Below are 20,620 nucleotides of genomic sequence, written 5' to 3'. Positions count from 1 at the left end.
ATTTCTTCTCTCTATCCATATACTTCATTATAGAAGCGATACGAGGAGGGGAAACAATACATGAGCATTGCGCCGCCGCAACTCAATCAAGGTGATACGGTAGGAATTGTAACGTTAGGTAGCCCACTTTCAGCTGACACCATTCGTACTCGGGTTGATTATTTGGAGCAGCTTGGCTTTAACACCCTTTTAGGAGAGAGCGTGTTCAATCGAACAGGGTTTTTAGCTGGGTCTGCTGAGAGTAGAGCGAATGACTTTATGAATATGGTGTTAAACCCAGACGTAAAATGGATTTTGCCGACGCGAGGAGGTGTAGGCGTCGCAGGTATTATCCCTTATCTTGATTTCACAGAAATTCGTGATAATCCTAAGATTATTTCTGGCTACAGTGATATAACGATCCTTTTAAATGCCATCTACCAGTATGTAGACCTTATTACGTTTCAAGGGTTACTTCTGATTGATTTTCGTGATAGTACCCCTTCATATAATTTTGATCAATTCTTTTCAGCGACTATGAACGGCAATGCCCCCTACCGATTCCTTAACCCGCCTGGAATACCCTTACAAGGGAAGGTCGGTGGAGTTGGAACAGGTGAACTAGTTGGAGGTAATCTAACGTCATTTGTTGATTCGTTAGGCACACCTTATGAAATAAACACGAGGGGAAAAGTGATCTTCCTTGAAGATACACACGAAGCAACGAATACGATTTATCGCTATTTAGCTCACTTAGAAGCAGCAGGAAAATTTGAGGATTGTGTAGCTATTCTGATGGGTACATGTACGGATTGTCCAGTATCCTATAATACAAGTTACCAAGATTTAATTGATGCCTTTATTGTACCTTTAGGCAAACCTCTTGTTACGAATGTTCAATCGGCACATAATTATTATAAAGGAACGTTACCTATCGGCGCGAATGTACGAGTCGATGGAACAAACGGAACGATTACCATCTTAGAAAATACTGTAGCCGGTAATTAGGCATACAAGTATGTGACGGAACGAAAGGCGAATTGGCCCTATGAACTGCCACTCTGATACTGAAGTGATAACGTTGGAGAGAGCATATCATGAAGGCTGTTCACCTTTCTTTTTTTACCGTAAGATGAAGAACAGAACAGCATTCCTTCACAGTGATGACCTTGCTACAAAAAAGATTAAGGCCTTACCTATAAAACGACTCCCTTAGTGAATTCACGAGTCTGTTATGTTTCGAGATTCTTGTGGTTTTTTCACAATCGCTCTTGATCGAATCAATTGAAACTTATTGGTGCGTAATTCCAAATCGTTTAACCTCTTTCTTCATAGAGCAATGTTTTGTATACTTAAATGTAAACGCTTTATTAATTGAATGGAGGCTAGACATGACTACTTTTACTGACGATCAACTTTTACAGCTAAGCAAGCATGCGAAGAATACCTTAATTGAGCACCTTGGCATTACACATAAGGAGGTTTCCCTTGATAAAGTCGTTATGACAATGCCAGTGGGACCAAATGTGCATCAGCCCTATGGGGTTCTCCACGGTGGTGCTTCTGTTGTTCTTGCCGAAACAGCCGCCTCCATTGCTACAGCTATTAACATTGATCAGGATACTCATGTTTGCTTTGGTATGGAAATAAATGCGAATCACATTCGTACTATGACTGACGGTTTACTTATTGCCACGGCCACTCCTTTTCACAAAGGGCGCTCCACAATGGTTTGGCATATTGAACTAACGAATGAAGAAGGAGAAACCATCTGTATTTCACGTTGTACCGTATCTGTAATGAAAAAAAAAGTTAACTAGCAAATTAAAAACAGCGTGTCCCCTTCAACACGCTGTTTAGCTCTTATACCGGACTTAATTCTTCTTTTGGATGGTACTCTTCTGTTTCATCTACTTCTTCAGAAATTAGTCCTGACAATACATGCACTCGTAGGATAATCCCTTCTAATTGTCCTTCTTCGGTAACAACCGCCAATGGAAAAGCGGAGGTTAATGCTTTGGGAATTAAATCTGTCACATAGCAATCTTTGGTTACTTTTTGAATCTCTTTTGACATGACGTCACTTAAAGCTTTCTTTTCTTTAATGCCTTTAATGGCTTGATCAATTGTAAGAATACCTTTTAAGCGCTGACGATCGTCAACAACAAAAACGCTTGATAGTCCATTCCGCTTCATTTCTTTTACTGCCACATTTAGACCATCTTCTACAGAAACCATCGCGTTTGGCTTCATCATAATATGTGAGGCTTGAAACACTTTTGAACGGTCAATGTCTTTTATGAACTCGGAAATATAGTCATTTGCAGGGCTTTCCATAATTTCTTCTGGGGTGCCAATTTGAACCACTTTCCCATCTTTCATGACGGCGACTCGGTCACCAATTTTAAATGCTTCGTTTACATCATGGGTTATAAAAATAATTGTCTTTTGAAGACGCTCTTGAATATCGAGAAGTTCACTTTGCATCTCTCTCCGAATGAGTGGGTCAAGTGCACTAAATGGTTCATCCATCAATAAGATGTCAGGATCATTTGTTAATGCTCGGGCAAGACCTACCCGTTGCTGCATGCCTCCTGATAGCTCATCTGGGTACTTATTTTCATACCCCTTTAATCCTACGAATTCGATATTTTTCAAGGCAATTTCGCGCCTTTTTGCTTTAGGCATTTGTTTGATTTCTAATCCATACTCGACATTTGATAAGATTGTTCGATGTGTAAACAGTCCAAAATGCTGAAAAACCATTGCGATTTTGTTTTGTCGCACTTTTTTTAATTGGTTGTTCGAGTAAGCGACAATGTTTTCTCCATCTAAGACAATTTCGCCATCAGTAGGTTTATTTAATAAGTTGAAACATCGAATGAGCGTCGATTTCCCACTCCCAGAAAGACCCATAATGACAAAGGTCTCTCCTTTCTTTATATCCATAGAAGCATCATAAACACCAACGGTATGATTTGTTTTTGCTAGTATTTCTTCCTTTGTCATTCCTTGTTTAATCATAGGAATCACAGATTTTGGTTTTGGCCCAAAGATTTTCGAGACATTCTTAAGTGAAATTTGGATGGTCATGACGTCACTCTCCTATGTCTTTGAATTTTATTTGCAAATCCATTTGTCATTCGATCAATGATAATCGCAAGAAACACAATACTAAGTCCTGCTTCTGCACCTAGTGAAATATCAACACGATTGATCGCTACTAGTACTTGCGCACCTAATCCACCTGCACCAACCATAGAGGCAATGACGACCATCGCTAGTGCCATCATAGTCGTCTGATTTACACCAGCCATAATCGTTGGAACGGCTTGCGGTAGCTGAACCTTCCATAATGTTTGAGCTTTTGAAGAGCCAAATGATTGAGCAGATTCAACCATCGAAGGACTAACCCCTCTAATAGCCAACTCAGTTAAACGCACAACTGGCGGTACTGCATAAATAATCGTTGCGAAAATAGCGGACACATTTCCAAGTCCGAAAAAGAAAATTGCTGGAATTAAATAAATAAAACTTGGCATCGTCTGCATGGCATCAAGTATAGGACGCATCACGATTGAAAAACGATTACTAAAAGCCATTATAATACCGAGTGGAATTCCTATAATTAAGCAAATTAAGACAGCGGCTATTATGATAGCTAAAGTCGTCATCATTTCAGACCATAGCCCGAATGCTCCGATGATAAAAATAAAAGCACCATAGATGAGACCAGAACTCCATTTCTGAAAAAACCAGCCAAGCGCAATAACAATGAATATGAATAACCACCATGGAAATAAGTCGAGGAAATCATTAATACCGTTAATAGTATTCACGCTTATAAAATAAATAAAATCAAATACACCTGCACCAGCTTCTGTTAACCAGCTAATAAATGCATCTATATAGTCCCCTAGATTCAAACGAATATCTGGAAAATTGTTCATTGTCTTACGATACACGTCGGTGTATCCATTCACCTCGTTTCGGAAAATTCAAAACACTAAGCAGGCTAGCGCACAGCTAGCCGCTTTTTTTATTTAATCGCATTTACTACTTTTTCAGCGATATCCTCTGGTAACCAACTTGTCCATACGTCTTCATGCTCTTCCAACCAACGCATGGCTGCTTCTTCTTCCGTCAATCCGTCTTCTTCCATGTACAATAAAGCTTCTTCCGTTAAGGCACTGCTCGTTTCGTAATTTTCAAGAAATTCAACGACATCAGGCGCTTGGTCTGGAAGATGCTGATTAATCGCAACCGTTACATCGTTTGGAGGAAACTCAGTCGAACGGTCTTCTTCCCATTGATCTTGATTGTATTCATCTTCTTCCAGTAAAGTTAAATCGTATTTTGCCGTAATGCCCGTCGGCTCCCAGTAATAACCAACCCAACCTTCGCCAGCGTCATAAGCTCGCACTAAATCTGTTACCATGCCAGAATCTGAACCAGGAGCAAACAAATTAAACGTCTCACCGAGTCCATATGTTTCAAATTTAGTAGAGATATCATCATAAATCGCCCAATCACTTGGAGCATTCAACACTCGACCCTTTGAAGAATCTTCTGGGTCAGGAAAAACGTCTGGATAATCAACAAGTTGATCCACTCGACGTAAATCCGGCGCTAACGGTTCAATCCCTCTTTCTTCATCTCCTTCAATGACGTAGGTCGGCACGTAAAGACCTTGAACGTTGTCATCAAAATTTGTTGAGACTTCAATGATGTCGCCTGATTCAATGGATTCATCGTAAAGTTCTCTAATATTATCTGTCCACACTTCCATATAGACATTAATATCACCATCACGTAACCCTTGTACAGTGGCTGCAGTAGAACCCATTGTTGTATCCGTATCCATTTCATAACCTTCTTCAATAATGGTCTGAGCAATGGCGTTATGAATTCGAATGCTCTCCCACCCTGCATCGGCAAACGTGATGACCGAGAGTTCATCTGCATTTCCAGTGCCATCCCCGCATGCCGACAGCAGGGCGATTGCCGCTACTAGACTTAGACCCGTACCTATTCTTTTCTTTTTCATTTATTTACCCCTTTTTCATTTTATTTTTCACCTTTTTCAGGTGTTGATGCTGATAGAGGTTGCATAGATTGCTTCTTATTATATTGAAGCGTTTACTTATTCACAAACTTGATTTTTATGTGTTTTATAGAGTTTTTCGCCATAAACACCGTGGATTGAATAGTAGGGCTTTTCTCCCTTACAAATCGTCGACAATTCAATCATTTACGACATAATTCGACTTTAACCTGCTTTTTTTCTAAAATTCTAGAAACGAAGTCGTGAGTACCCTTTCCCGGATTATGTCGAAGTTAAACCAAAAAAGGCGAAACAAAATAAATCATTGCTTCGCCTCTCATCTACCTTTCTTATTGATTTTTTAGTGTCCGTTTTGTCTTTAACAGCTCTTGAAATTGCTGGTCTAGTTTATTCCTCTCAGTCTCATCGGTAACAGTTGATAAACGTGACAACAGCTCTGATAGTTTAAACTCAATGGTTAATAAAGACTCGTCTGGCTTTTTTAATTCTTCTTCCACTTGGTTAACTGCCTTAATCTGTGCACGTTCATCATCGAAGGATAACTGGTGAGTTGCAACATCCCTTATTAATGTCCGATCATGTGTAACAAACAGGATCGTACCAGGAAATTTGTTCATTACTTCTTTAAGGGAATCTTTTGTCGTTAGATCCAAATAATTTGTTGGTTCGTCTAATAACCAAAGATTCACATTACTTAAAAATACTTTCGCTAAGGCGGTACGAACTCGCTCACCCCCACTCAAGTCAATCCCTTTTTTGAAGACGTCCTCTCGTTGAAAAGCCAAGCGAGATAAGACGGTTCGAATAAATGTTTCTGAATAAGGACTGTTTTTCCCTACGTTTTCAAGAATCGTTTCCTCATCTAAAATATCGTGTTGATGCTGTGAGAAATAACCTATCTTTGCTGGTTTGGCGATTGTCATTTGTCGACTCTCGATTTGCTGTAAAAGCGTCGATTTCCCTGACCCATTTTTTCCTATAATGGCAACACGACTACCTGCCGGTACAACCCCATTCACTTCTTTCAGCAGCCGTCCCTCTATCCATACTTGAAAGGCTTCAAATTGAATCATTTGTTTACTGTGAACAACAGGAAAGCGACTTAGGTCAAACTGAATCTTTGTTTCTTCTTTTGGCTTTTCTTTTTTTTCTAGTTGATTCGCTCGTGTTACCATCGCTTCAGCTGCCCGGTTTATTTTTGCTTTCTGAACACCGCTGCTACGTTTATGCAAACGTGCTTCAGAATTCCCCATTCTAGACGGTGCTTTCTTAATCTGATCAGAACGGCGCTGTGCTTGTTTTGCCGCTTGTAAGAGCCTATCTTTTTCAAGTTGATAGGATTGATAGGCTTTGTGCGCTTTGTCCATTTCTTTTTGCTTTTGAACTAGATATGCATCATAGTTTCCCTCGTATGCTTTCACTTTTCCATCTTCAATCTCCCAAATAGACGTACATACATTGTTAAGAAATGTTTTATCGTGAGATGTAAGTAAAATACCTCCTGAGAATGAGGTAAATACTTGTTCAAGCTGCTTCATCCCTTCCATATCTAAATGACTGGTCGGTTCATCTGCTAGTATAAGGGCAGCATTTGCTTCCAGCGCTTGGGCAATTTTTGCTCGTGTTTGTTCTCCACCACTTTTATGAACATGAGCTGGTACTTGCCATTGCTTTGCTTCTCTCGCTGATAATGGAGCTGAGAGCTCATGAAGCTGTGGAATGTAGGCCATTTTTTCATAACGAGTCACTTGCCCAAAATCAGCTACACCATATCCTGCTAGAACATGCAACAGTGTTGTCTTTCCAGCACCATTTTTACCGACCAATCCAATGCGTTGGTCTTTATAAATATATAATGGTTCATTATCTAAAATCACTCTTGCACCGAACTGTTTTTCTAATTTTGTTGTTTGTAGCAATAGCATATAAAAAACCCCCTCTAATACAGTTAGAGAGAGTTCGCCCGTAAGAAATTAGTCACCAAAAAGACACTACCCCACAAGCTCCTGTGGCGGTCGTATTCCTTTTAACCTAATCTATGAAAACAGACGAATCCTACTCTAACGTTCATGAAAATACTATCCAGCTCTCACTCGAGTGAATAATTGACTATTCCATTACGTTGGGTCGATTCGATTACTGCTTCATTGTATTAGGCACCAATTTCCTTCCTTATAAGATGGCTCTAATGATGCCATAGGCAGAACGCTTTGTCAATTGCTCTGTTGGCTGACGTGTTTAAAAAAACTAGCATCGTGCAATCGTTTTCGCTGACATAGCTTGTTATAGGGTAAAAAAAGTATCTTACCTATTCGATAAGATACCATGCTACACGATGATTATACTCTCTACCGCTTTAAAGCCTTCTAACACATGCTGTTCCTATACATGCCTAGCAAAAATCTGCAAGTATGCTAACTTGTCGATTCAGCTACAACTAAACGCTTCTTTCCTTCCCTTGCGGATAAAACAAAACTTTTACGAAGCCTTTTTCCCCTGATGTCATTCTCTTAAATACGTCAGGTCCTTGGTTGAGGGGGAGTCGGTGACTAATCATTGGGGCACCATTTATGGCGCCTGTTTTCATATAATGAATCGTTGCTTGCCATTCTCGTCCAGGAAAAGGGGCAGAGAGCGCATTCCATGACCCATGTACACTTAACTCATTTCGGACAATCTGTTCGAAGTAAAAGCGTTCAATAGGTACGTCCCCATAAGGGATCCCTAAATAAACCACTTCTCCACCTTTTTTAGGAAGGGCCAGCACTTGAGCTGACGTAATAGGAGACCCTGCTGACTCAATCGCGACATCGACTCCTAAACCATCAGTTAATTCTCTTATTTGTTCATGAGCTGATTGTTCTTTTGAATTAACTAACACATCTGCCCCCATATGTTGCGCAATCTCTAGCTTTTCATCATCAATATCAATCGCAAAGATTTGACGCGCCCCAAAGATTTTTGCCCATTGGATTGCTAGCAGTCCAATGCTACCACATCCCATTATTGCCACCGTTGCTCCAGGCTGAATCTTCGTGCGATAAAAACCGTGTGCTACTACCGCTGATGGTTCAATAAGCGCAGCCGTTTCGTCGTCAACCTCATCTGGTAAAGGGAGCACTTGAGTAGAAGGCAAGACGATATATTCTGCAAAGGCACCATCCTGTTTGGCACCAACAACATGCAAAGAACTGCACCTACTCGGTTCTCCGATTTGACAATAATGACACGTACCACATTGAAAGGTTGGACAAACAGCTACACGCATCCCTTCTTGAAGATGCGAAACAGATGAGCCTGTTTCTACAATGACACCTGTACACTCATGACCAAAAATCGTACCAGGAACGTATGGACCGAGCTTTTTATAACGAGACAAATCTGATCCACATATACCAACAGTTGAGATTTTAATGCGCACATCATCGTTATGAACAAGCGTTGGCACCGGAGCCTCTTCATAACGAATATCTTGAACACCATATAATTTTAAGGACTCCATACTTTATGATTGCTCCTTTGCTTGTTTTCCTTTACGCTTTCGAATAAGAGCAAACAGCGCGATCCCAACAACAATTGTGTTGAAAACCATTTGATGTTCAAAATAAAAATCACCGATTCCTCGCATTGGTCCTAGCATAAAATCTAAAAACATATCTGTCATCTTTATTTCCTCCATCCACTATGGGAGAAGGAAGAGTCTCCTCTTCCTTCTTCATATTGTTGTTATCCCTCTTCTACAGGAGTGAGTAGTACTTTAATCGCCTCACCACTTTTTATGGCATGATACGCTTCTTCCCACTGGGTGATATCATATTCGTGGGTCACAAGTGCTTTTGCATTGACATCCCCTCGATTTAATAATTCAAGGGATGGCTGCCAATCTGCATGTTTTTGGCTTCTTGTGCCAACCACACGAATCTCTTTTTGAACAATTTTCTCTAAATCAAACGATATTTCGGGTGTTGCAAAAATCCCAACTTGACAATATTGTCCTTTTTTCCGAAGAAGATCGAGCCCCTGCTTCGCTGCAGGTACTGCTCCTGAGCATTCATACACAATATCTGCTCCATACCCATTGGTTATGCCATCAACAACGTCTTTTAAGTTCTCTTCTTGGATGTTTACAACATAATCAATTCCGAGTTCCTTTGCTTTTTCCAAACGAATCTTATCACTATTCAAGCCAGTAATAATAACTTTCGCACCTTTACTTCTTGCTACTTGAGCAGTTAACAACCCAATGGCACCTGGACCAAGAACGACGACAATATCTCCGTGCTGAACTTCCGTTTTCTCAACGGCATGATACGTACAAGCTAGTGGTTCTGTCATTGATGCCGCTTTGTAATCGACACCTTCAGGCAGTTTGTGCACACTCGCTTCTCGAGCGATGAGGTAGTTCGTAAAGCCGCCATCTTGTTGTGTACCAAGCCCTTTACGTCGATTACACAAGTTATAATCTTTCGTCTGACAATATGCACACTCTCCACAAATGGAATAGGTTGTTTCAGATGTCACCCGATCGCCTACAGCGACTGATGTAACTGCTTCGCCTACCTCAACGACATCTCCAGAAAATTCGTGTCCAAGTGTAACAGGTACACCCACTTTATAGTGCCCTTCATACGTATGAAGATCGGTTCCGCAAATACCTGCATATCGTACTTTAATCTTCACTTGTTCTGCTGCCGGTATAGGTTCTGGTTTTTCTTGTATCTCTAAGTTTCCAAATCCGTGATCTGTTTTAACCAGTGCCTTCATAGTGGTTCATCCTCCTCATAGCAGTCCGTTCACTTAATAAAATAGACCGAAAAATCTAACAATAATCCAGTTCACGATGTTTCCACCTTGGTCAATACTTGATATCATGGCTGAATCTGCAGGCATGTTAAAGCTTGCTTCTTGCGCCATCGTTGTAAAAAGAGGGGCCATATCTGTCGCGATATATAACGAAATGGCAATCATAACCGTACCAACGATAACGGAGTGAACGATATTTCCGCGAGCAGCGCCAACGATGAAAGCGACAATAAATGGAATCGTTGCTAAATCACCAAATGGTAAAAGCGCATTTCCTGGAAGTAATACCGCCATTGCTACCGTAATTGGTACAAGGATAAGTGCAGTTGAGATAACGGCCGGATGCCCTAATGCTACGGCTGCATCTAATCCAATGTAAATTTCTCGATCTCCAAAACGCTTATTTAACCATTCACGAGCAGATTCAGATACTGGTAATAACCCTTCCATTAAGATCTTTACCATACGTGGCATTAAGACCATAACTGCGGCCATTGCGATACCAATCTCCACAATTTCACCGACACTGTAACCAGCTAATGCACCAATGGTTGCACCTAGCACAAGGCCAATAAACATCGATTCACCTAAAATACCAAATCGTCTTTCAATCGACTCAGGATCAGCATTCCAATCTTTTACTTTAGGAATTTTTTGTAATCCTTTTACAAGAAAGATTCCAGGCGCATAGGAAATGGTACTTCCTGTTGCGATGGATACACCTGGTAAATCATAGAATTTACTCATCATAGGTGCTGTCCAATCAGCTACTTTCAAACAAACAACTTGGAATAGAATAGCAGACAGTAGTGAAATGAAAATGTTTCCAGATACTACGTACACCATTGCTGCTGTAAATGTATAATGCCAGAAGTTCCAAATATCTACGTTCATTGTTTTTGTTGTTTTTGTTACTAGCATAAGAACGTTTACTGCAAGCCCTAGTGGAATAATAAATGCAGCAACGACTGATGCCCACGCAATGGATGAAGATGCTGGCCATCCTACATCAATAACGTTTAATTCAACACCCAACCGATCAACCATTCCTTGAGCAGCTGGTCCTAAGTTATTCACAAGCAAGTCAACAACAAGAAAAATACCTACAAAAGCAATCCCAATTGTTAAACCTGAACGAAATGCTTTACCCGGTTTTTGTCCAAATACTAATCCGAGAATAAAAATGGCAACCGGTAGAATAACCGTTGCACCTAAATCTAAAAATCCTTGAATGAAGTTAACAAATCCATCCATGGTCGGTCCTCCTTTAAGTAAACGGAATTTCTAGAACCTAGAAATTCCGTTCTCATTCGTTTTTGTTTACGCCTTTAATGCGTCTAAAATTTCTTGTTTCGTTTTGTCGGTTCCAATACCTGTTAAAAAAGAACGGGCGTTAATGACAGGAAATGGGTATTCTGTTTGAGTCATTGCTGTTGTAACAAGTAAGTCAGCTGTATCACGATGCGCACCTACTTCAGAAATTTTAATTTGTACCAAATCAACAGGAATTTTATGTTCTTTCGCCATTTCTTCAATTGCGCTATTCACGACCGTTGATGTTGCGATACCTGCTCCACACGCGACTAATACTTTTTTCTTTGCCATACTAATTTCCTCCTTATGCAGTCAATTCTAGACTGTCATCAATTAATTGTTTTACTTCTTCTTTTGATGCTGCATGAACAAGTTGCATGAGTTTACTTTCATTTTGAAACAGCTGCATCAATTGTTGCAAAAGCGATAATTGCGCATGCGCTTCCTTCATAGCTAACATAAATACAATCTTAACTTCCACTTGCTCAGAAGGATCGCCACCCATCATTCCAAAAGAAACTGGTTCTTTTAAACGACCAATGCTAATGCTTTTTTCATTGACATGCTCAACATCTGTGTGCGGAATAGCAACTGCCACTCCAGCGGTTGGTAAGCCAGTTGGGTACTCTTTCTCACGTGCGATAATAGCCTGAGCGAAACTTGATTTCACAAGTCCCTCACGAACAAGATTATCTGCCATTTGCTTTAAAACGCTCTCTTGGTTCGTCGCCTCAATATCGAGTAAGATCGTTGATTCATCTAAACGCATTACGATTTCACCTCTGTTCTCTACTCCTCATCCATCGAATAAGTCATGATCATCGTTTCTATGTCTTCAATCGACGATGCTTCTAAAAATACTTCCCGGTCTTTCTTTGTAGCGGCAAGCTTAATGAGCTGCCGTAATGCCCGAATATGTTGATGTTTGTCTTTAGCAGCGATAACGACTAGCACTTTAATCTGTTCTTCTTCTGAAAAATGAACAGGGGTTTCTAACTGCAGTAGACTCATTCCCGTTTGTATAACGCCTTCTTCTGGTGCCGCATGTGGTATCGCTAGCCCAGGTCCAATGACGATATAGGGATCACGATCTTTATTGGCGACAAGCGCATCAACATAGCGTGGTTCTACGATTCCATTTTCAACAAGTGGTTTAGCTGCTAGCTTCAGGGCTTCATCCCAGTCTGGTACAGTATCTTTTTGCTGTATCATATCTGCTGTTAAAAACGTCTCTAATCCATTTTGAAAGGCTTCATCCTGATACGTCTTACGATCTTCAGGAAAAAAGTACGAATGGAGTGCTTCTTTTAATTCGCTTTCATTTTCAATAGTAGCGTAGCCACTAATCATGTCCATTAATTGATCAATTTGAATCGTCATCGGTTTATAACCGTGAATGTCTTGCATCACTTGTTGCTTTAATCGATGCTTTTCTTCTCGACTCAAGAAGGCTTTCGTCACATATACCAGCTTATCGGTTGTTAAAGGTGTTTGGGAGAAAATAATATCGTATGATAATTCATAGCCATTGAATTGCCTCACTGACAGGGAATCAAGAAAGATAAACTCTGGAAAGAGTTCTTTTAGTTCCTTTAACATTAAGCGAGATACGGATACACCTTGCGGACAAACGACGATCGCTTTTGTTTTCTTTGCTATACTTTCACCTTGACGTGTCATCCAAGATCCGATCAGCATCGTTAAGTAAATCGCCTCTGTCTCAGGAATCTCCTTACCGAATAGCTCTTCAAGAGGGCCTAAACTACGCTTAACAAGGTGATGTAATTCTCGGTATTCAACGCTAAATGGATTTTGAACAGTCTCTATCTCCGTCAATTGATAACGAATTCGATAATACGCTGGCTTTGTATGCTGAACGAGTTTTTTCAACAACACTTCGCGCTCTTGTAAATAAATACAGGCACTTTTTTCAAAGGATCGTAACATGGTCGAAAGGGCTGGTAGTAAATCAGGAATGGAATCATCCTCTACTATTAAATCCGCCCAATGGACATTTGCCGTAAGAAGGTGTAGCGCGATAAATAGCCGCTCCTGCTTAGGTACGTCTGTCATGTTCTGAAAAATAAACTCCGTTGCTTGATACTCCTTTGTATCGGAAAGCTCTTCATATTCAATTGAAAAAGGTTCCAGACCACATCCACTCGTAATTCGCTTTAGTACGAGAAGAAAAATGTATGGCATAGCTAACAATTTTTCATCTGTAAAGCGAATACCTAGGCGCTTCTCCACTTTATCAATTCTTCTTTTCAACTCTTCAATTTCTTCTTTTTTTATAGTTGCTACATCTTCCAACCATGTCGTTTCTTGACTAGAATGCACAGCAATATCAACTAAATAAATGAGTAACTTCCTTATATGAAGCTCTTTTCCTTTTAAGCGATAGCCATTTCGACGTGAATAGTGAATATCGAGGTTATAATCACTTAATCGACTTTGTACACGCTTCAAATCATGTAAAATGGTATTCTTGCTATACCCTAACTCCGATTGAAAATGATATAACGATAACGCTTCTTCACTAGCGAGTAACATAAACAAAATGTAATGACTTCGCTGCTCTTCCGTTAAAAACCCTTGATCCTGCGTCCTGTTCGTTACATTCGCTGGCTGGCGTGATAACGTTGAAAAAACAGACTGATCAACAATGAAATGACCTTGCCTTGTTCGTTCTATCTCAGGCAGATCTTCAGATACAAGCCATTCATTAATTTTCTGAATGGTATAACCAAGCTGGCGCCGACTTAGATCATGTTTCTTCTCTAATACACCACTTGTTATTTGCCGGTTACTGATGATCTCATTGAGAATTTTTTGGCTACGATCATTCAATGCCAATGCAATCCCTCCTTTCTTAATGTGATTGTAGCATCGATCCTTTCAGGAAAGTATGCGCTTTCATCCCAACTTATCGAACTTCTTTTGTACATCATTGTGTTTTACAACCTAAATTCCAACTTTAACCATTATTTGAAATTGATGAACATGTTGCAACACCCAATACGGCAACATGTTCACACCCATCTTGTTACTTTGTTCTTAATTGGTAGCGAACGTAATATCGCCCATTCTCACGCTTTAATTCCATGCCTCGATAACCCTTCTGTAGTAAATGGCGTTGCTCATCTAGTGCCGTCAATTCTACTTCTTTTTCATCTAACACGACGACATCGTGTGTTTGGTTGAGGTTTTTAAAAAAGACAAATCGAAGTTTACCTCCATACTTCTCTTTTAACGCCACTACTTCAAGCCCTTGTTTAAATTTATCAATTAAACTAGCAGGATTTGTAGGCGCTACTGTTGCACAAATGAATGAGAATGAAGTCATTTCATTGACAAGTTTCTGCATCAACCAATCCCCCATTTTCTGTTGAAGACGTCGCCCTCTAAACTCGGGGTGCACAAAGGAGATTTCTTGATAAACCACTTGATTCAGCTGGTCTTTTGTTAAACCCGCATCAAGCCCTAGATGTTCAGTCTCCTCACTACTTGGTTGTAGCAATGCCCTAGCAGCAATAAGCTGCTCCTTAAAAAACACACCAACCATATAGCCTTTACCTGTTAGTATGCTCTCAAATTCTTCTTTCGTAAGTGTTGAAAGTTGCTCTTTTCGTTTAAGACTACTAAATACCGTTTCCTGCAGTAGCACTAATGCATCTATTTGTTCCTCGCTTAGCGGTTTAAATTGTAACTCTTCCATTTCTTAATCCCTTTCTTCCACGCTTTCTCAGTATGTAACTTCTTTTTTTATGCTTAAGCTTGTTTGCAGGATCAACTGAGTAGCTGTCGAACTAATGACGATCTCCCTTTTTGAAAGGAGGACTACTAGTGAATACGCAGGATGCGATTGCCATTGCCCGCGAATGGGTACAACATGTTGGTTCCCATCAACGTGGCTTCAAAGGTGCTTATTTAGCTGGATCTGTTCTCACACATCCACGTCTTGCTCCTTGGCCCGTTTCCTCGGATGTTGATATTATGATTATCTCAACAAAAGTACAGGATAAAAAGCTAGGTAAATTTATCTACAAAGGGCTCTTACTCGAAGTGACTACATTAGATTACCGTTTATTCCTTCAAAAAGAAACGATACTCGCAGACTATCATGTAGGTTATAGCTTCGCCCATACGATCGTCCTCAGCGATGTGGATGACGTTCTTGTACCTTTGCAAACAGAGGTAGCACGAGACTTTTATCATATGGAATGGGTGCACCGTCGTTGTGAACACGTAAAAGAAAAAAGCATAACTGGATTAACAACTATACCGACTTCTGCTCCATTCCACGAACAAGTAATGAGTTGGCTCTTTCCAACAGGGGTTTTAGCCCATTTATTTTTAACGGCAGCCCTTGAAAACCCAACGGTACGAAAACGATATACGGCGGTTCAAGCAGTGCTTAAACGATACAACATGGAAGACGTTCATGAAACACTTCTTAAGCAATTACGTGTAGAGTCGTTGACTAAAATGACTGTACAATCTAGTTTAGACCAGTTGGAAGAGACCTTTGTCCTTGCGGTCGAACATGCCAAGACCCCTTTCTTCTTTTCCACCGATGTTACACATTCTGCGAAACCTATAGTCATTGAAGGGAGTCAATTACTTATCAATAAGAATCAATATAGAGAGAGTTTCTTTTGGATCATTGCCACTTTCTGCCGCTGTCATATCATCTTGGCACATGATGCTCCTTATCTACATGAGAAACGTCTCCCTTACTTTAAGCAAGTCTTGTCATCCATTGGCATAACGACTGAAAAAGATCTCTATTCAGCTGCCTTAAAAACCCTTTCCACTGTTGATTATTTTTGGGATCATACACGCGCATTGATCGAGAACAACCCAGACATAATTCATGAGAAAAAGCACGGAGGCTAACGACTCTCCGCGCTTTTTTTGACTAACGTCCGTTCCAAATGAGAGGACGGAAATCTGTGTCATGACGTAAGCTTTGTATAAATGCAACAAGAAGATCAATCTCTTGTTCCATGTCTTGTAATGACACAACTTCCCGAGGCGCATGCATATATCGTAATGGCAAAGATACGAGAACGATTGGTACACCTTCACCCGTTAATCGTAGTTGATCTGCATCCGTTCCTGTTCTTCTTGGTGTTAATTCATACTGAATTGGAATAGTTCGTTCCTTTGCTATTTGCTGCAAGTGCTCATTTGCCTTTTTATTAATAGGGGCGCCTTTCGCAAGCACAGGGCCACCTGCTAACGTGACATCGCCAACCTTGCCCATTTCTGCGGTTGGATAATCTGTTGCAAAAGTGACATCCAGGGCAATTGCCAAATTTGGCTTTAAAGCTGAGCCTGCAAAATAAGCGCCACCCATATTTGTCTCTTCATTAACGGTACTGACCCCTTGGACGCACACTTCAGGAAGACTGGATGCAAGTCGCTTCATGACTTCAGCCACAATAAAAGCACCTGTTCGATTGTCCAAACCGCGCCCTACTACACGATTATTGCGCAAGTGAGTTGGTTCAATTTTATACGTAATCGGATCACCAATAGCTACTACCGCTTGAATCTCTTCAGCACTCTCGGCACCGCAATCAATAAATAAATCATCCATTGTTAAGTCTGCATTTGCCCCACCATGATGTTGGGCATTTGCACCAAACACACCATTAAGTTTCCCGTTCCTTCCGTGGATTTCCACTTCCATTCCTAATGCAGGTAAAGGACTTAAACGACCGAGCTCTTCTACATAGATAAAGCCTGATTCATCAATGGACTTCACCATAAAACCAATTTCGTCACAATGCCCTGCTAGGAGTACACGAAATGGGGCGTCTGGGTTAACCGTTGCGATTGCATTTCCAGCTAAATCTGTTGTTAAATCCTTCACATGAGGTTGCATATAAGTGAGCCATTTTTCTTGAATCGCCTCTTCATGTCCTGAGGGTGAAGGGGTTTTAAGCAGTTCAAACAAAAACGATGTATCCATAGTCCATCAGTCCGTTTCCTTTTAAAGTTCAGCTACTAGTAGTTGATTCTGCTCCTCATTCCACAAGAAGTAAAACCCCTCTTCCTCTACTATGAAAAAAGCAGTTTCCTCCACTAGCGACCCACCATCCATTGGCAAAATGATAGCCGCTAATTCGTTTTTCTGGTTTATTTTCAACATTTGTTCGTCTGAGTATGCATAATAACCATAGCCAAATTCATCTGCTGTTTGAAACGAAACAGACTGAATCACCTGTTCGTAGGGTTGAGCCAATATTGTTTCAATCTCATCTAAAGAGCTGCTCACATTGGTCTCGAGCTCTTCCTCAATTCTTTCCCGCTCCAATTCCTCCGCATCCTCGAGAAAATGGAAGGAGTCCGATTCAATAAATAAGTCGTCGCCATCATTCTCAATTTGAACAACACCTAGTTCGCTATTCTCTCTTACTACAGACACTTCTGTTCCAAACGGTAATGTCATAAGAGCTGTTGATGCTTCGGACGACGTATATAAAGAAGTATCGTCTGAATGAATGACTGCTTGTACAGGTTCGTCATAGTCAATCCAATCATCGGTTGCGTCTTCTTCCTCAGCTGTTTGAGATTGGTTATCTGGCTCAACAACCGTCGAACTTTCCTCAGCCTCAGCAGCAAAAAGTGGCCGTATCGCCACCAGATAAGCTGCAACAAGAAATAAAGCTGCATAAAGAACGAGCTGACTAAAAAAGAGGATTGAATGTTTCTTTTGCTCCTTTTGTTTGGCGTGCTTCTTTTTTCCAGCACGCCGTGGCGCTAAATCAGTTCCCTCTGCTTCGCTCTCCATTTGTTCGACTTTGGCAACCGAGCGCTGCAATTTCAGCTCTTCTTTATGCTCTTTTTTCTCTTGCTTGGACAAGGAATTAAAAAATTTAATATAGGCTTCGTACTCTTCAACAACTTTTTCCTTGTCGCCAAACGAGCGCATTTCACCATTATGAAGCCAAAGGACCCGATCAGAGATGTTTTTTATTTCTCTAATGTTATGGCTAATAAAAATAATGGTTTTACCTTCTGCTTTAAATTCATCAATTTTATCTTTACACTTTTGATAGAATGTTTTGTCCCCAACAGAAAGCGCCTCATCCACGATTAAAATATCTGGATTTGTATGAGCAGAAATCGCAAATCCTAGCCGTGATTTCATACCAGACGAGTAGTTCTTTACAGGCTGCTGTATAAAGTCACCAATGTCAGCAAATTCTTCAATTGAAGGCATTAGACGCTCTATTTCTTTTTTTGAGAAACCATGCATGAGACATTTTTGCTCAATATTTTCATGACCATTTAGTTGATTGTTTAAGCCCACATTAATAGCAATTAACGACGTCTCACCATTGACATCTAACGTTCCTTCAGTAGGAGGAATAACACCTGCTAAAATATTTGAAATGGTTGACTTCCCAGAGCCATTAATACCTACAATCCCAATGGTCTCCCCTTCGAAAATTTCCAGGGAAATGTCGCGTAGTGCATAAAAATCACGATTTTCTTTTTGCATTTTTGGTAAGAACATTGCTTTAAGCTTTTCACTATTGCTTGTAAAGAGTGTATATTTTTTTGTAACACCGTCTAATTTCATTTTAGGATTCATCCACAAAATCCCCTTTATAAATAATCAACAAAGCTGTTTTTAAATTTCTTAAAGACTGTTGCACCTAAGAAACCAATTAAAAGTATTACTGTCCAAAAATAGATCATGTACGTAATGTTTTCAAAAAACCACGTACCGCCTATAAAAGAGTCCCTAAATCCACTTAAAATATAGTAAAACGGATTTAATTGTAAAATTGGAAGTAAACGTTCAGGCATTGAATCAGGCGCCCAAATGATCGGACTTAAAAAGAACATCATTCGCATTCCCGCTTCGAGAAATTGATAATAATCTCGTACGACGGTAGCTAGTGTCGCTGAAAAGATGGTAAACACATAAAGAAATGCGTATAAACAAAGAAAATAATACGGCAATTGGAGTAAGTACACACCTGAGAAAACCGAATAAATGGCAAGTACAATGCACAATATACCAAGCATAACAAAGAAGCTAACTGAATTTCCGGCAATTGTAATGGTCGGCAATACACTAACAGGAAACTTCATTTTTGAAACCATATTAATTTTTTTGTGAATGCTGTTAGATCCTTGCAGCACTGTTGGACTGATAAAAAACCACGGTATTAGTCCGCACATTAAATAAACGAAAAAAGGCGTATCACCAACATCTTGACCTTGTCTTATACCAAGTCCAAAAATAACAAAAAAGACCACGACTTGCATCAGCGGACTAAATAACTGCCAAAAAGCGCCTAAGTAATGGAGTCGAAACTTACTTTTCTGTTCAAACGCTGCAAGTCTCCAAATTAAGTGCTTATTTTCGTATTGCTCTTTCAGCAATTGTAATAAGGCTTTCATTATCCGTACTCCTTAACCTTTTCAAATTCCATTCAAACTTGTGCACGACATTTTTTGCACCTGTCTATCATATCACTTTCATCTTCAAATCGCTATTTTTGATGTTACCGTTCGTTAACAATTAAAAAACTTGCTAGAAAGTCCTAACAAGTCTTTTTCATTAAAGCCGCTACCCTATGCTTCTGATTTCTCATTATACATCATCCATAAGCCAATATCTTCAAAGCCAATGTGTTTGTAGATCACCCCAGCACTTGGGTTATCGTAAAACAAGCATGCCACTTTTCCTTCTGAAAATACTTGCTCACATAAATGGTAAACACAAGCCGATGCATAACCTTTTCTCTTATAGTCCTCTAATGTTGCGACACCCACAATCATCGCCGAGTGGGTATTTTCCGCAGTAGTAGAAGCGGTAGAAACTATTTTTCCATTTTGACGTACGAAGCTTGCTCGTGAAAAACCTGACGCTAATTCGCGTTGTTTCTGTTCTGCTGTTTTCGGGATTGACTGATTAAACTCAGGAATTTGATCCAGCAACCTTAGTAACTCGGCTGCGTCTTTGGGTTCGGCTGATTGTACATCCTTTAATGAAGGGTTGTCACTCTTTGTCTTTGTGCACTTTGCATAATACATTTGTCTTTTAAGAAGAGATTTTTTTAAATACGGTTCAAGTTGTTCCGTCACATCTTTCAAACCAGACAATCCTTTAAAGGAAGAATCATTGTTTATGATTTCGGCAAATCCTTTAGCATCGTAGGAGCCTTCTGCAAACGGAACATAGCTTGCATGAAACTTGAGCAATACAGCGACTAGTTGATTGTCTCTATTAAATTCTCCCCATACCGTTTGAAAATCTGTTTCCATTCCATATGCTTCAATATCACCAATAATAAACAAGTTCTCCGCTGGCTTTTTCTTTACAAAGGCTAAGCATATGTCTTGATCGTTCATATGTAATTGTCTAATCATTCGTCTCCCCCCTTGAAGTATTCTATAGTTTACAAGTATTCTGTTAGTAAAGCTAGTCTT

At 40.1% G+C, this 20,620-nt stretch carries 19 protein-coding genes; 3 read left to right on the top strand and 16 right to left on the bottom strand.

Annotated elements, in window-relative coordinates; all coding sequences use genetic code 11:
* The first annotated feature begins 60 nt into the window (after window positions 1-60).
* Both FPV17_RS05285 and FPV17_RS05280 read left to right on the top strand, forming a co-directional pair.
* Window positions 61-987 (top strand): S66 peptidase family protein, encoded by a 927-nt coding sequence (locus FPV17_RS05285; protein ID WP_060705616.1) that lies wholly within the window; start codon window positions 61-63, stop codon window positions 985-987.
* Window positions 988-1,370: 383 nt separating this feature from the next.
* Entirely contained in the window at window positions 1,371-1,799 is a 429-nt protein-coding gene (locus tag FPV17_RS05280) for a PaaI family thioesterase (protein ID WP_060705615.1), read from the top strand.
* Window positions 1,800-1,842: 43 nt separating this feature from the next.
* Here FPV17_RS05280 and FPV17_RS05275 read toward each other — a convergent pair whose 3' ends face one another.
* From FPV17_RS05275 to FPV17_RS05225, 12 genes are all read right to left on the bottom strand, one after another.
* Window positions 1,843-3,072, bottom strand: a complete 1,230-nt coding sequence (locus FPV17_RS05275) for a quaternary amine ABC transporter ATP-binding protein (RefSeq protein WP_144558396.1) — start codon at window positions 3,070-3,072, stop codon at window positions 1,843-1,845.
* On the bottom strand, window positions 3,069-3,944 hold the full coding sequence (locus FPV17_RS05270; RefSeq protein WP_318251449.1) for an ABC transporter permease: 876 nt from the start codon (window positions 3,942-3,944) through the stop codon (window positions 3,069-3,071). The genes FPV17_RS05275 and FPV17_RS05270 overlap by 4 nt, the downstream gene beginning before the upstream one ends.
* Window positions 3,945-4,018: 74 nt before the next feature.
* On the bottom strand, window positions 4,019-5,026 hold the full coding sequence (locus tag FPV17_RS05265) for an ABC transporter substrate-binding protein (RefSeq protein WP_035394860.1): 1,008 nt from the start codon (window positions 5,024-5,026) through the stop codon (window positions 4,019-4,021).
* Window positions 5,027-5,373: 347 nt separating this feature from the next.
* A complete protein-coding gene (gene abc-f, locus FPV17_RS05260; RefSeq protein WP_144558395.1) occupies window positions 5,374-6,969 on the bottom strand; it encodes a ribosomal protection-like ABC-F family protein in 1,596 nt (531 codons plus the stop codon).
* Between the two features lie 512 nt (window positions 6,970-7,481).
* Window positions 7,482-8,546 (bottom strand): galactitol-1-phosphate 5-dehydrogenase, encoded by a 1,065-nt coding sequence (locus FPV17_RS05255; protein ID WP_144558394.1) that lies wholly within the window; start codon window positions 8,544-8,546, stop codon window positions 7,482-7,484.
* 3 nt (window positions 8,547-8,549) lie between these two features.
* Window positions 8,550-8,708 (bottom strand): hypothetical protein, encoded by a 159-nt coding sequence (locus FPV17_RS21760; RefSeq protein WP_164468419.1) that lies wholly within the window; start codon window positions 8,706-8,708, stop codon window positions 8,550-8,552.
* Between the two features lie 62 nt (window positions 8,709-8,770).
* A complete protein-coding gene (locus tag FPV17_RS05250) occupies window positions 8,771-9,808 on the bottom strand; it encodes a zinc-binding dehydrogenase (RefSeq protein ID WP_035394862.1) in 1,038 nt (345 codons plus the stop codon).
* Between the two features lie 33 nt (window positions 9,809-9,841).
* Window positions 9,842-11,101 carry a galactitol-specific PTS transporter subunit IIC gene (locus FPV17_RS05245; protein WP_144558393.1) on the bottom strand — a complete coding sequence of 420 codons (1,260 nt, stop codon included), beginning with the start codon at window positions 11,099-11,101 and terminating at the stop codon, window positions 9,842-9,844.
* Between the two features lie 66 nt (window positions 11,102-11,167).
* Window positions 11,168-11,452, bottom strand: coding sequence for a PTS sugar transporter subunit IIB (locus FPV17_RS05240; protein ID WP_035394863.1), 285 nt, complete (start codon window positions 11,450-11,452; stop codon window positions 11,168-11,170).
* 13 nt (window positions 11,453-11,465) lie between these two features.
* A complete protein-coding gene (locus FPV17_RS05235; protein ID WP_035394865.1) occupies window positions 11,466-11,930 on the bottom strand; it encodes a PTS sugar transporter subunit IIA in 465 nt (154 codons plus the stop codon).
* A gap of 20 nt (window positions 11,931-11,950) precedes the next feature.
* Entirely contained in the window at window positions 11,951-14,017 is a 2,067-nt protein-coding gene (locus FPV17_RS05230) for a BglG family transcription antiterminator (RefSeq protein WP_035394867.1), read from the bottom strand.
* Between the two features lie 190 nt (window positions 14,018-14,207).
* On the bottom strand, window positions 14,208-14,879 hold the full coding sequence (locus FPV17_RS05225) for a GNAT family N-acetyltransferase (protein ID WP_144558392.1): 672 nt from the start codon (window positions 14,877-14,879) through the stop codon (window positions 14,208-14,210).
* A 128-nt stretch (window positions 14,880-15,007) separates the two neighbouring features.
* Here FPV17_RS05225 and FPV17_RS05220 point away from each other — a divergent pair, with 128 nt between their 5' ends.
* Window positions 15,008-16,060: a hypothetical protein gene (locus FPV17_RS05220; RefSeq protein WP_144558391.1), complete on the top strand. Its 1,053-nt coding sequence runs from the start codon at window positions 15,008-15,010 to the stop codon at window positions 16,058-16,060.
* A 22-nt stretch (window positions 16,061-16,082) separates the two neighbouring features.
* Here the strand turns inward: FPV17_RS05220 and FPV17_RS05215 are convergent, their stop codons facing one another.
* From FPV17_RS05215 to FPV17_RS05200, 4 genes are all read right to left on the bottom strand, one after another.
* Window positions 16,083-17,141 carry a M20/M25/M40 family metallo-hydrolase gene (locus tag FPV17_RS05215; protein ID WP_144558390.1) on the bottom strand — a complete coding sequence of 353 codons (1,059 nt, stop codon included), beginning with the start codon at window positions 17,139-17,141 and terminating at the stop codon, window positions 16,083-16,085.
* Window positions 17,142-17,162: 21 nt separating this feature from the next.
* Window positions 17,163-18,770 (bottom strand): teichoic acids export ABC transporter ATP-binding subunit TagH, encoded by a 1,608-nt coding sequence (gene tagH, locus FPV17_RS05210; RefSeq protein ID WP_144558389.1) that lies wholly within the window; start codon window positions 18,768-18,770, stop codon window positions 17,163-17,165.
* Between the two features lie 14 nt (window positions 18,771-18,784).
* Window positions 18,785-19,588 (bottom strand): ABC transporter permease, encoded by an 804-nt coding sequence (locus FPV17_RS05205; protein ID WP_144558388.1) that lies wholly within the window; start codon window positions 19,586-19,588, stop codon window positions 18,785-18,787.
* 174 nt (window positions 19,589-19,762) lie between these two features.
* Complete coding sequence (locus FPV17_RS05200; protein ID WP_035394874.1) at window positions 19,763-20,560, bottom strand: GNAT family N-acetyltransferase; 798 nt, start codon at window positions 20,558-20,560, stop codon at window positions 19,763-19,765.
* Window positions 20,561-20,620 lie beyond the last annotated feature (60 nt).

It is taken from the genome of Shouchella miscanthi, from assembly GCF_007725405.1.
Taxonomy (GTDB): Bacteria; Bacillota; Bacilli; order Bacillales; family Bacillaceae_D; genus Shouchella; species Shouchella hunanensis.
Note: the sequence above shows the minus strand (reverse complement) of the source record. Positions and strands in the feature narration are given on the sequence as shown.